Here is a 13,856-nt window from a genome sequence, read left to right on the forward strand (position 1 = left end):
AACGTTTCAGGCTGGCGCCTGAATGTTCGATGCCTGTTTGCCTTTCGGGCCTTGCACGACTTCGAAGGTGACCTTCTGGCCTTCCTTCAGCGTCTTGAAGCCATTCATCTGGATGGCCGAGAAGTGTGCAAACAGATCCTCGCCGCCCTCGTCAGGCGTGATGAATCCGAAACCCTTTGCGTCGTTAAACCATTTGACCGTACCAGTTGCCATTCCAACTTCCCCTGTAACTCATGTCACTACCACGAGCCCTCGAAAAGCCACGACCACGCGAGGCAGTCGTTCCCTCCTTACAAGCTCACCATCGGCATTTTTTCGAGATTATGGCTTGGTGAAAAAAGTGCCAGCTTGATTGTTGGGGCTCTTTATTCGAGTGTCAAGAAAATTTTGAGACGTCGTTGTCGCGTTGCAAACAGGCCGCTTTCCAGGGTTTTTACCGCTTCCGTATGTGCGGTGGCGCAAGCGGCGTGGCTTGAAAAGTCGCATAATCCACTCACATGCTGACTGTGCCCGCGGCGCCGACGCCCAGCGCGGCGAGCGCTCGCAGCCAGTACCGGCAGGTTGTGCGATACTCGATCCGACCGCGGTGCAGCACGCGCCGCGCATGAGAGGATCGGGGCCGGCACCGCAATCGGCCCGTCGAAAACGCGCAGGCCTGGCCGAACATGACAGCGTCGTGACCGCCGGGTGGCAGCGAACGGGCTCATCGGCCGGGCGGCCGGGTTCTGACAGGATTGCGGGCCTGTCCTAGTTGTTTAGAATGGGTGTATGGCGATTATCCCGGACAAGCAGGACGGCACCGTACTGGAGCGGCAGGAGCAGAAACTCAAGCCGCCATCCATGTACAAGGTGGTGCTGCTGAATGACGACTTCACGCCGATGGAATTTGTCGTGATGATCGTGCAGGAATATTTCAATAAGGATCGTGAAACCGCAACGCAGGTCATGTTGAAGGTGCATCGCGAGGGCAGGGGAGTTTGTGGGGTCTATACGCGGGACATCGCGTCGACCAAAGTCGAGCAAGTCGTTACCCACGCACGGCAGGCCGGGCATCCGCTGCAGTGTGTGATGGAGGAAGCATGATTGCCCAGGAACTGGAAGTCAGCCTGCATATGGCGTTCATGGAAGCGCGCCAGGCAAGGCACGAGTTCATAACGGTCGAGCATCTTTTGCTCGCGCTGTTGGATAACCCGACGGCGGCAGAGGTACTGCGCGCATGCGCGGCCAATATCGAGGATCTGCGCCAGAACCTGCGCAACTTCATTCATGACAACACGCCGACCGTGCCGGGCACGGACGACGTCGACACGCAGCCCACGCTCGGTTTCCAGCGTGTGATCCAGCGCGCGATCATGCATGTGCAGTCCACCTCGAACGGCAAGAAGGAAGTGACCGGCGCGAACGTGCTGGTCGCGATCTTCGGCGAGAAGGACTCGCATGCGGTGTACTACCTGCAGCAGCAGGGCGTCACGCGTCTGGACGTCGTCAATTTCATCTCGCACGGCATCGCCAAGACGAGCAGTTCGGACGCCGCGAAGGCGAGCGATGCGAATGCCGAGTCCGACGAAGCCGCCGCGCAGAAGGAAACGCCGCTCGCCCAGTTCACGCAGAACCTGAACCAGATGGCGAAGGACGGCCGCATCGATCCACTGATCGGACGTGAGTCGGAAGTCGAGCGTGTGGTGCAGGTGCTGTGTCGCCGCCGCAAGAACAATCCGCTGCTGGTCGGCGAGGCCGGTGTCGGCAAGACCGCGATCGCCGAAGGGCTCGCATGGCGCATCACGCGCGGCGAAGTGCCGGACATCCTGGCCGATGCCCAGGTGTATTCGCTCGACATGGGCGCGCTGCTCGCGGGCACCAAGTATCGCGGCGACTTCGAGCAGCGTCTGAAGACGGTGCTGAAGGAACTGAAGGAGCGTCCGCACGCCATTCTCTTCATCGACGAAATCCATACGCTGATCGGCGCGGGCGCCGCGTCGGGCGGCACGCTGGACGCGTCGAACCTGCTGAAACCTGCGCTCTCGTCGGGCACGCTGAAGTGCATCGGCGCAACCACCTTCACCGAATATCGCGGCATCTTCGAAAAGGACGCGGCGCTGTCGCGTCGTTTCCAGAAGATCGACGTGACCGAGCCGACCGTCGAGCAGACGGTCGCGATCCTGCGCGGGCTGAAATCGCGCTTCGAAGAGCACCACGGCGTCAAGTATTCGTCGGGTGCGCTGTCGGCGGCGGCTGAGTTGTCGGCCCGCTTCATCACCGATCGTCATTTGCCGGACAAGGCGATCGACGTGATCGACGAAGCGGGCGCGGCGCAGCGCATTCTGCCGAAATCGAAGCAGAAGAAGACGATCGGCAAGAACGAGATCGAGGAAATCATCTCGAAGATCGCGCGCGTGCCGGCGCAAAGCGTGTCGCAGGACGATCGCAGCAAGCTGCAGACGCTCGACCGCGATCTGAAGAGCGTCGTGTTTGGTCAAGACCCGGCTATCGACGCGCTGTCGGCCGCGATCAAGATGGCGCGCGCGGGCCTCGGCAAGCTCGACAAGCCGATCGGCGCATTCCTGTTCTCGGGTCCGACCGGCGTCGGCAAGACCGAGGTCGCGAAGCAGCTCGCGTTCACGCTCGGCATCGAGCTGATCCGCTTCGACATGTCGGAGTACATGGAGCGTCACGCGGTGAGCCGGCTGATTGGCGCGCCGCCGGGCTACGTCGGTTTCGACCAGGGTGGCCTGCTGACCGAGGCGATCACGAAGAAGCCGCACTGCGTGCTGCTGCTCGATGAAATCGAAAAGGCGCATCCGGACATCTTCAACGTGCTGCTGCAGGTGATGGACCACGGCACGCTGACGGACAACAACGGGCGTAAGGCGGACTTCCGCAACGTCATCATCATCATGACGACGAACGCGGGCGCCGAGGCGATGGGCAAGTCGGTGATCGGCTTCACGAACCGCCGCGAGGCGGGCGACGAGATGGTCGACATCAAGCGCATGTTCACGCCGGAGTTCCGCAACCGTCTGGACGCGACGATCAGCTTCCGTTCGCTCGATGAGGAAATCATCATGCGCGTGGTCGACAAATTCCTGATGCAGCTGGAAGATCAGCTTCACGAGAAGAAGGTCGATGCGCTGTTCACCGATGCGCTGCGCAAGCATCTGGCGAAGCACGGTTTCGATCCGCTGATGGGCGCGCGGCCAATGCAGCGCCTGATCCAGGACACGATCCGTCGCGCGCTCGCCGACGAGCTGCTGTTCGGCAAGCTGATGAACGGCGGCCGCGTGACGGTCGACGTCGATGCCGACGACAAGGTGCAGTTGAGCTTCGACGAGCATCCGGCGCCGCGCAATCCGAATCCGGAGGCGGTGGAAGTCGAGTGATGTCAGTCAGTCCGACGTTGGGTTGAGCTGGCCGGACACCAAAGGCAGAACGGCGCGGGTTTTATCCCGCGCCGTTTTTTTATGCTCTGGTTTTTTCTCACGGCGCTCGCTGAAGGCGTCAGCCGCCGCGTCGCAGCAATCGATCAATGCTTGCCGGTGCTCCCAAACCCGCCCGCGCCGCGCACGCTTTCCTCGAAGTCATCGACGATATTGAACCCGGCCTGCACGACGGGCACGATCACAAGTTGAGCGAGGCGTTCCATCGGATTCAGCACGAATGTCGTCTCGCCGCGATTCCACGTCGAGATCATCAGTTGGCCCTGGTAATCGGAATCGATCAGGCCGACCAGATTGCCGAGCACGATCCCATGCTTATGGCCGAGACCCGAGCGCGGCAGAATCAACGCCGCATAACCGGGGTCGCCGACGTGGATCGCGAGTCCGGTCGGCACCAGCGCGGTTTCGCCGGGTTTCAGCGTCAGCGGTTCGTCGAGGCAGGCGCGCAGATCGAGGCCGGCGCTACCGGTCGTCGCGTAAGCGGGGAGCTGTTCGCGCATGCGCTGATCGAGAATCTTCAGGTCGAGTTTCATTCAGGTTCGATAGTTGGGGGTGAGATTGGGGAAGGGGGCACGCGGCTGACTGGCAACGCCTTTGCGATCAAGCCGCCTGGTTCGAGCCGAGCTGAAATGCGTCGGCGAGCAGTTCGTAGGAGCGCAAGCGCGCACGATAGCTGCCGGCGACGGTCAGCACCATCAGCTCGTCGGCCTGGAACTGCTGCTGTAAATCCGTGAGCCGTTCGGTCACGCGCTCAGGCGTGCCGATGATGCTGCGCGGCTTTTCGCGGTCGATCACGAGCTGTTCGCGCTCGCCATATTCCTGCGCGATGCCTTGCTCGATCGAGGGTATCGGTTCGTTCAGACCATACGCCATCTGCACGCGACGCAGATCGACGGCTTTTTCGAGGTCCGCGGCTTCCTGCTCGGTATCCGCGCAGATCACGAAGACCGCGGCCGCCAGATACGGCCGCGACGCGTCTTTGCCAGGCTGGAAGCGTTCGCGATACGCCAGCGCGACCTGTTTGCCGAAATGCGCGTTGATGAAATGCGCGAACGAAAAGCGGATGCCGAGCTGCGCCGCGAGCAAACCGCCGAAGTCGCTCGAGCCGAGCATCCACAGCTGCGGGCGCGTATCGATCTGCGGCTGCAGCAGCACGCCCTGCGCGAGATGATCGTCGGGCAGCGCGCCGTGCATGAGGCCGAGCAGCTCGGCGACCTGCTGCGGAAAATGCTCGCCGCGATTGTAAGCGCCGGCGGCGACCGCCTGCGCGGTGCGCATGTCGCCGCCCGGCGCGCGTCCGACGCCGAGATCGACGCGATTCGGAAACAGCGCCTCAAGCATCATGAACTGCTCGGCGACCTTGAACGGGCTGTAGTACGGCAGCATGATGCCGCCCGAGCCGATGCGAATGCGTTTGGTCACGCTGCCGAGGCGCGCCAGCATCACTTCAGGGCAGGGATTCGACACGCCGCGCAGGCCGTGGTGCTCGGCGCACCAGTAGCGCGTGTAGCCGAGGTCGTCGGCGAGTTGCGCGAGTTCGACGGTCGCGGCGATCGCGTCCGCCACCGAATGGCCGGCGATCACCGGTGTTTGATCGAGCACGGAGAGTAGCGTCATGGCAGTAGTGCTCCAGGTGATTCCGGTCGGCTTACCGCGCAAAGATGGCAGGGTCACACGGGCCCACGGCCGCTCGCTCGTTCAGCCAACCGGACTGATGCCGGGCGGCAGACGCTTCGCGATTTCCGCGATCAGCGCGCGCGCCAGCGTCTGCTTGTCGGCGCGTGGCAGCTTCGTCGCGCGGCCTGCTTCGAACAGAATCACTTCGTTGTCGTCGAGCCCGAACGTTTGCGGCCCCAGATTGCCGATCAGCAGCGGCACGTTCTTGCGCGCGCGCTTTTCCTCGCCGTGGACTTCGAGGTTGTCGCTTTCGGCGGCGAAGCCGACCGCGAACGGCGGCTTCGGCAGCCCGGCGACCGCGGCGAGGATGTCTGGATTCTCGACGAATGAAAAGCTCGGCAGCGCGTGCTCGGCGGTCTTCTTGATCTTCTGACCGCTGACGTGGTCGACGCGCCAGTCGGCCACCGCCGCGACGCCGATGAAAATGTCCGCCTCCGCGACCGCGCGCATCACCGCGTCGTGCATCTGCTGCGCGGTCTGCACGTCCTCGCGCAAGACGCCCCACGGCGTGTCCAGCGCGACCGGACCGGCCACCAGATGCACGTCGGCGCCGGCCTGCTGCGCGGCGCGCGCGAGCGCGAAGCCCATCTTGCCGCTCGAACGATTGGTGATGCCGCGCACCGGGTCGAGCGGTTCGAAGGTCGGCCCGGCGGTCAGCAGCACGCGCCGGCCGGACAGGATTTTCGGCGCGAAGAACGACGCGACCGCCTCGTAGGTCGCGGCCGCTTCGAGCATGCGCCCATCGCCGATTTCGCCGCAGGCCTGCGGGCCCGAATCCGGGCCGAGCACCTCGACGCCGTCCGCGCGCAGTTGCGCGACGTTGCGTTGCGTGGCCGGGTTCTGCCACATCTGCCGGTTCATCGCCGGCACGACGAGCAGCGGGCAGTCGCGTGCGATGCACAGCGTCGACAGCAGATCGTCGGCCATGCCGTGCGCGAGCTTGGCGAGGAAGTCGGTCGACGCCGGCGCGATCACGATCACATCGGCTTCGCGCGATAGATCGATGTGCGCCATGTTGTTCGGCACGCGACCGTCCCACTGGCTCGTGAAGACCGGCCGCCCCGACAGCGCCTGCATCGTGACGGGGGTGATGAACTGGGTGGCCGCTTCGGTCATGACGACCTGCACGGTCGCGCCTGCCTTGGTCAGCAGACGCGTGAGTTCGGCGATCTTGTAGCAGGCGATGCCGCCCGTCATGCCGAGGACGAGGTGTTTGCCTGCGAGTTCTGCGGTTGCCAACGAAAGCCTCCGACAAAGCGTGATCGCGCGGCGGCGCGAGGGCGTTGCCCGTCGTCGCCGCGCGCTTCAAACCGGACCTGAGGCACGGCTCGCGCAGCCGCGACCGTGCATCACGTCGGCGACGTCAGCGTGTGCCGCGTACCCGCCGCAGCTCGTCGATGACGAGCAGGATCGCGCCGATCGTGATCGCGCTGTCGGCGAGATTGAACGCCGGCCAGTGCCAGCCGCCCACGTGGAAATCGAGGAAGTCGATCACGTGGCCGTACGCGAGCCGGTCGATCACATTGCCGAGCGCGCCGCCGAGAATCAGAGCGAGCGCCGTGCAGAACATTTTCTGCCCGCTATGCCGCTTGAGCAGATAGCAGATCACGAGCGCCGCGACCACGCCGAGCGCGGTGAATGCCCAGCGCTGCCAGCCGCCCGCCATCGCGAGGAAGCTGAACGCGGCGCCGCGGTTGAACACGAGAATCAGGTTGAAGAACGGCGTGACCTCGTGCGGCACACCGTAGGCGAACACCTTGCGCACGGCGATTTTCGTCAACTGGTCGAACAGGATGACGATCAGCGCGATGCCGAGCCAGGGTGCGAGCGAACTGCTTCCGGTGCGCGTTTTCGACATGGTTCTCGCCATTATGCCGCGCTCCTCGATTCGCCACTGCCGAACAGGTTGCTGAAGCAGCGGCCGCACAGCGACGGATGCTCGGCGTTCGCGCCGACGTCCGCGCGATAGTGCCAGCAGCGCTCGCACTTCAGGTACTTCGACGCGATCACTTCGACGCCTTCATCGGCTTCGCTGTCGACCTTGACGACGTTCGCCGCCGACGTGATCAGCACGAACTTCAGGTCGTCGCCGAGGCTCGCGAGTGCGTCGTAACGCGCGCCGCTCGCGCGGATTTCGACTTCCGCCTGCAGCGACGAGCCGATCAGGTTCGCGACCCGCGCCTCTTCGAGCGCCTTGGTCACGTCGCCGCGCACCGCGCGCAGCAGCGTCCACTTGTCGAGCAGCGCGCCCGCGTCCGGCACGGCCGGGTACGCGTGGTACGTCTCGGTGAAGATCGTCTCGCTATTGGGCTGGAACACCTTCCACGCTTCTTCCGCGGTGAACGACAGGAACGGCGCCATCACGCGCAGGAGGCCGTGCGCGATGTGGTAGAGCGCGGTCTGCGCCGAGCGGCGGGCGACCGAATCCGCCGCGCTCGTGTAGAGGCGGTCCTTCAGCACGTCGAGGTAGAAGCCGCCCAGGTCTTCCGAGCAGAACGTCTGCAACTTGGCGACGACCGGGTGGAACTCGTACTTCTCGTAGTGCGCGAGGATGTCGTTCTGCAGATTCGCCGACAGCGTCACCGCGTAACGGTCGATTTCGAGCCAGTCTTCGACCGGACGCGCGTGCTGCGCGAAGTCGAAGTCCGACAGGTTCGCGAGCAGGAAGCGCAGCGTATTGCGGATGCGGCGATAGCCTTCCGTCACGCGCTTCAGGATTTCCTCGGAGATCGCGAGCTCGCCCGAGTAGTCGGTCGACGCGATCCACAGACGGATGATTTCCGCGCCGAGGCGGTTTGCGACTTCATGCGGATCGATGCCGTTGCCGAGCGACTTGCTCATCTTGCGGCCTTCGCCGTCGACGGTGAAGCCGTGCGTGAGCAGCGCGTTGTAGGGCGGGCGGCCGTCGAGCATCGACGCGGTCAACAGCGACGAATGGAACCAGCCGCGATGCTGGTCCGAGCCTTCGAGGTACAGGTCGGCCGGAAACTGCAGCTCGTCCTTGTGCGAGCCGCGCAGCACGTGCCAGTGCGTGGTGCCTGAATCGAACCACACGTCGAGCGTGTCGCGGTTCTTTTCGTACAGGTTGGCGTCCTCGCCGATCAGCTCTCGCGGATCGACCGTCTGCCATGCCTCGATGCCTTCCTTCTCGATGCGCTGCGCGACCTGTTCGAGCAACTCCAGCGTGCGCGGATGCAGCTCGCCGGTTTCCTTGTGCACGAAGAACGCCATCGGCACGCCCCACTGGCGCTGCCGCGACAGCGTCCAGTCCGGGCGGTTCGCGATCATGCTGAAGAGGCGCTGCTTGCCCCACGACGGATAGAACGCCGTGTTCTCGATGCCTTCGAGTGCGGTCTCGCGCAGCGTCCTGTCGCCGTCGTTCGGCTTCACGTCCATGCCGGCGAACCACTGCGAAGTGGCGCGGTAGATGATCGGCGTCTTGTGGCGCCAGCAGTGCATGTAGCTGTGCGTGTACTTCTCGGTGCGCAGCAGCGAGCCGGCGCCTTGCAGCGCCTCGACGATCTGCGGATTGGCAGCCCAGATCGACAGGCCGCCGAACAGCGCGAGCGATTCGATGTAGCGGCCGTCGCCCATCACCGGGTTGATGATGTCCGAGTCGGCCATGCCGTGCGCCTTGCACGACACGAAGTCTTCCACGCCGTACGCCGGCGACGAGTGCACGATGCCGGTGCCGGTTTCGGTCGTCACGTAGTCGCCGAGGTAGACCGGCGCGGTGCGCTTGTAGCCCGGATGCGCGGACGCGAGCGGGTGGTTGAAGCGCAGGTTCACGAGCTTTTCGCCCGGCGTCGTCGCGACGACCGTGCCTTCGAGGCCGTACAGCTTCAGGCACGCCTCGACGCGTTCCTCAGCGAGGATCAGCAGGCCGCGCGGCGTGTCGACGAGCGCGTAGACGAGTTCCGGATGCAGGTTCAGCGCCTGGTTGGCGGGGATGGTCCACGGCGTGGTGGTCCAGATCACGATGCCGCCTTCGTTGCGCGGCAGCGCGGCGAGGCCGAACGCCTGCGCGGTCTTCTCTGGTTCGGCGAAGCTGAACAGCACGTCGATGGTCGGATCGGTCTTGTCCTTGTACTCGACTTCCGCTTCGGCGAGCGCCGAGCCGCAGTCGAAACACCAGTTGACCGGCTTCAGGCCGCGGAATACGTAGCCTTTTTCCATGATTTTCGCGAGCGCGCGGATTTCGCCGGCTTCATTCGCGAAGTTCATCGTCTTGTACGGATTGTCCCAGTCGCCGAGCACGCCCAGACGGCGGAAGCCGGCCTTCTGCTTCTCGATCTGCTCGGTCGCGTAGGCGCGCGCCTTCTGCATCACTTCGGCGGCCGGCAGCGACTTGCCGAACTGCTTTTCGATCTGGATTTCGATTGGCATGCCGTGACAGTCCCAGCCCGGCACGTAGACCGCGTCGAAGCCCGCCAGATTGCGCGCCTTGACGATCATGTCCTTCAGGATTTTGTTCACCGCGTGACCGAGGTGGATGTCGCCGTTCGCATACGGCGGGCCGTCGTGCAGGATGAACTTCGTGCGGCCCCTGGAGGCGGCGCGGATCTTGTCGTACACCTTGCGTTCCTGCCAGTCCTTGACCCACTGCGGCTCGCGCTTGGGCAGGTCGCCGCGCATCGGGAACGGTGTGTCGAGCAGGTTGACCGGGTAGCGGGACTGCGGTTTCGAATCAGCTTTCTTGTTGCTCATGATGTGGGTGGCGGTGAATTCGTTTCTATGCGTAGCGGCGCGCGGATTGCGCGCTGCGCGAGGAGCGTGGGACGCGCCCGGCAGGCGGCTCCGCGTGAAGCACGGACGCCCTTCGATGCGCGCGGCGACGGTTCGTGCGGCGCGGCGCGCCGGCCCGAACCGCGGTGGTTATCTAATTCGGTCGGTGGCCGAGGTGGCGAAACCGGTGGAACGGCTGCCCGGCGTGCCGGCGCCGACCGCAGCGAACCATGCGCGCGCATTGGCGACGTCGCGCGCGATCGCGGCGGTCAGCGTTTCGAGATCGACGAACTTCTCCTCGTCGCGCAGCTTCTTCAGAAATTCGACGCGCACGAGTTTGCCATACGCGTCGCCGTGCCAATCGAGCAGGTGCACTTCGAGCAGCACACGGCCGGAATCGTCGACGGTGGGGCGCAGGCCGAGGCTCGCGACGCCCGGCAGCGGTTGCTCGGCGATGCCGTGCACCTGTACGACGAAGATGCCGGCCAGTGCCGGACGCTTGTGCGCGATCGGCAGATTGAGCGTCGGAAAGCCGAGATCGCGGCCGAGCTTCATGCCATGGGTGACGTGGCCGCTGATCAGATAGTCGCGGCCGAGCGCTGCGCGCGCCGAGTCGAGGTCGCCCGCGACCAGCGCCGCGCGCACGCCCGAGCTCGAGATGCGCGCGCCCGTCGGATCGGCGACCGTCGCCATCTGTTCGACTTCGAAACCGTACTGCTTGCCGGCCGTGCGCAGCGACGCGAAATCGCCGGCGCGCTTCGCGCCGTAGCGGAAGTCGTCGCCGATCATGATCCAGCGCGCGTGCAAGCCGTTGACGATGATCCGCTCGACGAACGCATCTGGCGACTGGCTCGCGAACGTGTGATTGAAGTGCTCGACGACGACCCGGTCGACCCCGTTGGTGCGCAGCGCCTCGAGCTTGTCGCGCAGCATCGCGATGCGCGGCGGCGCGCCGGCCGGGTTGAAGAACTCGCGCGGGTGCGGCTCGAAGGTCATCACGCAGACGGGCAGGCCACGCGCGTTCGCGGCCGCGCGCACGTGGGCGAGCAGAGCCTGGTGGCCGCGGTGGACACCGTCGAAGTTGCCGATGGTCAGCGCGCACGGCGCGCGGCTCTCGGCATTGGGAAGGCCGCGGAAGACTCTCACGATAGTGGGTTGCAGGCGTTGCTGCGATTGCAATAGGGGCGCGGGCGGGGTGCCACAAAACAATCGATTATAAACGCTTGGCGCAACAGACGGCTGCGCGGTCGCGGTCCGGCGATTGCCGAATGATAAAATCCGCGCATGAAAAAACTCGTCATCCTGATTTCCGGGCGGGGTAGCAACATGGAAGCCATCGTGCGCGCCTGCGCGAGCGAGGGCTGGCCGGCGCGGGTCGCCGCCGTGATTGCTAACCGTCCCGATGCCGCGGGGCTCGCGTTCGCGGCGTCGCATGGCATCGCCACGGCGGTGGTCGACCACCGCCAGTTTCCGGATCGCGACAGCTTCGACGCGGCACTCGCCGAGCAGATCGACGCCATCGCGCCGGACCTCGTCGTGCTCGCGGGCTTCATGCGCGTGCTGACCGAGCGCTTCGTCGATCACTACGCAGCGCGCATGCTGAACGTGCACCCGTCATTGCTGCCGAGCTTTCCGGGTCTGAAGACCCATCAGCAGGCGCTCGACGCCGGCGTGCGGTTCCACGGCGCGTCGGTGCATTTTGTCACATCAAAGCTGGATCACGGGCCGATCGTCTTGCAGTCGGCGGTGCCTGTCGAGGCGGGCGATACCGCACAGACGCTCGCCGCACGCGTGCTCGCCACCGAGCACATCATTTATCCACGCGCGGTGCGCTGGTTCGTCGAAGGGCGTCTCGCTCTGGACGGCTCGCGCGTCACGCTTACGCCGTCGGAGCCGCAATGGCTCTTTGCCGGTCACACCGCCGGAGAGGGCGCATGAGATTGCATGGTTTCCTGATTGGACAAACTGAAACGCTGCTGGCCGAAGTGCTGCGGCTGAACGGCCCCGCCGACGCCACCACGAGCCGCTTCTTCCGCGCGCATCCGAAACTCGGGCACGCCGAGCGCGGCGTGATCGCCGAGGCGGTGTTCGCCGTGCTGCGCCGCCGGATGGAGTTCGCGCATCTGGCCGAAAGCGGCACTGGCAGCCCCGCGCGCCGCATGGCGCTGCTGGGCCTGATGCAGACGGCCGGACGCTCGGCGCTCAAGCCGTTCGTCACCGAGGCCGAGGCGACCTGGCTCGAACACGTGGCGAAGATCGACCCGGAAAGCCTGCCGCTGCGGATTCGCCTGAACCTGCCCGACTGGATCAGCCAGGCGCTCAGCTCGCGCTTCGAGGCCGCCGAGCTCGCGCAGCTGGCCGCCGCGCTGAACTACCCGGCGCCGCTCGATCTGCGCGCGAACCCGATCAAGGCGAGCCGCGACGACGTGCTGGGTGCGCTGTCGAAGGCGGGCATCGAGGCGGGCGCGACGCCATTCGCGCCGCTCGGGGTGCGCGTGGTCGGCAAGCCGGCGCTCACCAAGCTCGACGCGTTCCAGCAGGGCTGGCTCGAAGTGCAGGACGAGGGCAGCCAGCTGCTGTGCTCGCTGGTCGCGCCTCGGCGCGGCGAGATGATCGTCGATTTCTGTGCGGGCGCGGGCGGCAAGACGCTGGCGCTCGGCGCGGCAATGCGTTCGACCGGCCGGCTCTACGCGTTCGATATCTCCGAGCGGCGTCTCGCGAAGCTGAAGCCGCGTCTCGCGCGCAGCGGCCTGTCGAACGTGAACCCGGTGCTGATCGACAGCGAACACGACGCGAAGATCAAGCGTCTGGCTGGCAAGATCGACCGCGTGCTCGTCGATGCACCGTGCAGCGGCCTCGGCACGCTGCGCCGCAACCCGGATCTGAAGTGGCGCCAGTCGCCGGAGTCGATCGCCGAGCTGGCGCCGAAGCAGGCGTCGATTCTCACGAGCGCGGCGCGTCTCGTGAAGAAGGGCGGCCGGCTCGTCTATGCTACGTGCTCGATTCTCGAAGCCGAAAACGAGGCGGTCGTGCAGCAGTTCCTCGCCGATCACCCTGATTTCGCGCTGGTGCCGGCGCGCGACGTCCTTGCCGAGCAGCGTATCGAGCTGGAGATGGGCGACTACCTGTCGCTGTGGCCGCACCGCCACGCGACCGACGGCTTTTTCGCCGCCGTGCTCGAGCGCCAGAGCTAGGCAACCGGCTGCAGGCCGGCGCGCGGATTGGCGGATGAATCCGCGCGCGCCGGCCATTCCGGCGACATCGATGCCGGCGCGGCACTGCTGTGGCTCGCGCGGGCGATCGCCGGCCAGTTCATGGACACCGCGCTGCTCGATCTGGCGCTGGTGCCGCTCGCCGGCATTGGGCTGATCTACATCGTGTTCTTCTTCGGCGGGTGTTCAACCGCGAAGGTGGCGAGCATCCGTGGCTGTTTCTCGTCGAGAAGATCGTGTCGGTAGTCGTTTGGATCGGCATGGTACTCACGCTGTTGGGCATTCAGAACGCCGTGATCGCGCGGATGGACAGCGTGAGCTTTGGCGTCGGTAATGCGCATATGACGCTGCTGTCGCTGATCACGGGGCTGTTGTGGGTCGCCGTCACGTTGATCGTCGCGATGTGGCTCGGCTCGTCGGTCGAAGATCGCCTGATGCGCTCGAAGACGCTCGACGCGAATCTGAAGGTCGTGGTCGCGCGCGTCGGCCGAGCGGCCTTCGTGCTGGCGGGGCCGGGACGGCATCAATCTCGAGTTGGGTTTCTGGATCGAAGATGCGGCGAGCGGCACGCGTGGCGTGCTCTCAACCGTCAACTGCAATATCTGGCGTCTCTTTTCCGAGCACGGCATCACTATTGCGCTCCCGCAACGCGAGGTGCGCATCGTCGGTCAGGCAAGCGGCGCAATGCCGCACCCGGTGGCGATGACCGATCCGGTTTCCGACACCACGTCCGATCCCGCGCTCAGGCCCGCCAACCGTGCCGCCAGCGACGGCCGTTAAGCCCCATTTCGCGCCGCGGCAAGGCATG

The 13,856-nt window shown here is 65.2% G+C and carries 11 protein-coding genes and 1 pseudogene; 5 read left to right on the forward strand and 7 right to left on the reverse strand.

Going from position 1 to position 13,856, the window contains the following annotated elements:
• Nucleotides 1–6: 6 nt before the first annotated feature.
• Complete coding sequence (locus OKW35_RS30440) at nt 7–213, reverse strand: cold-shock protein (RefSeq protein WP_007180614.1); 207 nt, start codon at nt 211–213, stop codon at nt 7–9.
• 555 nt (nt 214–768) lie between these two features.
• Here OKW35_RS30440 and clpS point away from each other — a divergent pair.
• Together clpS and clpA are read left to right on the forward strand one after the other, a co-directional pair.
• Nucleotides 769–1,083, forward strand: a complete 315-nt coding sequence (gene clpS / locus OKW35_RS30445; RefSeq protein WP_008919570.1) for an ATP-dependent Clp protease adapter ClpS — start codon at nt 769–771, stop codon at nt 1,081–1,083.
• Nucleotides 1,080–3,377, forward strand: a complete 2,298-nt coding sequence (clpA, locus tag OKW35_RS30450; RefSeq protein WP_429554001.1) for an ATP-dependent Clp protease ATP-binding subunit ClpA — start codon at nt 1,080–1,082, stop codon at nt 3,375–3,377. The genes clpS and clpA overlap by 4 nt, the downstream gene beginning before the upstream one ends.
• 143 nt (nt 3,378–3,520) lie before the next feature.
• Here clpA and dut read toward each other — a convergent pair whose 3' ends face one another.
• The 6 genes from dut to OKW35_RS30480 all read right to left on the reverse strand — a co-directional run bounded on the left by dut (nt 3,521) and on the right by OKW35_RS30480 (nt 10,982).
• Nucleotides 3,521–3,967, reverse strand: a complete 447-nt coding sequence (gene dut / locus OKW35_RS30455; protein ID WP_018421593.1) for a dUTP diphosphatase — start codon at nt 3,965–3,967, stop codon at nt 3,521–3,523.
• A gap of 67 nt (nt 3,968–4,034) precedes the next feature.
• Nucleotides 4,035–5,051, reverse strand: a complete 1,017-nt coding sequence (locus tag OKW35_RS30460; protein ID WP_090801576.1) for an LLM class flavin-dependent oxidoreductase — start codon at nt 5,049–5,051, stop codon at nt 4,035–4,037.
• A gap of 81 nt (nt 5,052–5,132) precedes the next feature.
• Nucleotides 5,133–6,350 carry a bifunctional phosphopantothenoylcysteine decarboxylase/phosphopantothenate--cysteine ligase CoaBC gene (coaBC, locus tag OKW35_RS30465; RefSeq protein WP_187613345.1) on the reverse strand — a complete coding sequence of 406 codons (1,218 nt, stop codon included), beginning with the start codon at nt 6,348–6,350 and terminating at the stop codon, nt 5,133–5,135.
• A 124-nt stretch (nt 6,351–6,474) separates the two neighbouring features.
• Nucleotides 6,475–6,981 (reverse strand): signal peptidase II, encoded by a 507-nt coding sequence (lspA, locus tag OKW35_RS30470; protein ID WP_090801573.1) that lies wholly within the window; start codon nt 6,979–6,981, stop codon nt 6,475–6,477.
• Complete coding sequence (ileS, locus tag OKW35_RS30475) at nt 6,981–9,818, reverse strand: isoleucine--tRNA ligase (RefSeq protein WP_429554002.1); 2,838 nt, start codon at nt 9,816–9,818, stop codon at nt 6,981–6,983. Before ileS ends, lspA begins: the two co-directional genes overlap by 1 nt.
• 168 nt (nt 9,819–9,986) lie before the next feature.
• A complete protein-coding gene (locus OKW35_RS30480) occupies nt 9,987–10,982 on the reverse strand; it encodes a bifunctional riboflavin kinase/FAD synthetase (RefSeq protein ID WP_187613343.1) in 996 nt (331 codons plus the stop codon).
• Between the two features lie 138 nt (nt 10,983–11,120).
• Between OKW35_RS30480 and purN the strand changes: the two genes are divergently transcribed.
• From purN to OKW35_RS30495, 3 genes and pseudogenes are all read left to right on the forward strand, one after another.
• Entirely contained in the window at nt 11,121–11,774 is a 654-nt protein-coding gene (gene purN, locus OKW35_RS30485) for a phosphoribosylglycinamide formyltransferase (RefSeq protein ID WP_090801571.1), read from the forward strand.
• Entirely contained in the window at nt 11,771–13,030 is a 1,260-nt protein-coding gene (locus OKW35_RS30490; protein WP_184058175.1) for an RsmB/NOP family class I SAM-dependent RNA methyltransferase, read from the forward strand. The genes purN and OKW35_RS30490 overlap by 4 nt, the downstream gene beginning before the upstream one ends.
• Before the next feature lie 75 nt (nt 13,031–13,105).
• Nucleotides 13,106–13,828, forward strand: a pseudogene (locus tag OKW35_RS30495) (hypothetical protein); the annotation flags it as partial.
• Between the last annotated feature and the right edge of the window lie 28 nt (nt 13,829–13,856).

Origin of the sequence: Paraburkholderia sp. MM5477-R1 (genome assembly GCF_050436385.1) — a bacterium.
In the GTDB taxonomy this organism is placed as follows: domain Bacteria; phylum Pseudomonadota; class Gammaproteobacteria; order Burkholderiales; family Burkholderiaceae; genus Paraburkholderia; species Paraburkholderia tuberum.

Excerpts from the sequence above, each read along its gene's own strand:
- clpA (WP_429554001.1), top strand. The coding sequence starts at position 1,080 with ATGATTGCCCAGGAACTGGAAGTCAGCCTGCATATGGCGTTCATGGAA.
- OKW35_RS30440 (WP_007180614.1), bottom strand. The coding sequence starts at position 213 with ATGGCAACTGGTACGGTCAAATGGTTTAACGACGCAAAGGGTTTCGGA.
- lspA (WP_090801573.1), bottom strand. The coding sequence starts at position 6,981 with ATGGCGAGAACCATGTCGAAAACGCGCACCGGAAGCAGTTCGCTCGCA.
- ileS (WP_429554002.1), bottom strand. The coding sequence starts at position 9,818 with ATGAGCAACAAGAAAGCTGATTCGAAACCGCAGTCCCGCTACCCGGTC.
- purN (WP_090801571.1), top strand. The coding sequence starts at position 11,121 with ATGAAAAAACTCGTCATCCTGATTTCCGGGCGGGGTAGCAACATGGAA.
- dut (WP_018421593.1), bottom strand. The coding sequence starts at position 3,967 with ATGAAACTCGACCTGAAGATTCTCGATCAGCGCATGCGCGAACAGCTC.
- OKW35_RS30460 (WP_090801576.1), bottom strand. The coding sequence starts at position 5,051 with ATGACGCTACTCTCCGTGCTCGATCAAACACCGGTGATCGCCGGCCAT.
- clpS (WP_008919570.1), top strand. The coding sequence starts at position 769 with ATGGCGATTATCCCGGACAAGCAGGACGGCACCGTACTGGAGCGGCAG.
- OKW35_RS30490 (WP_184058175.1), top strand. The coding sequence starts at position 11,771 with ATGAGATTGCATGGTTTCCTGATTGGACAAACTGAAACGCTGCTGGCC.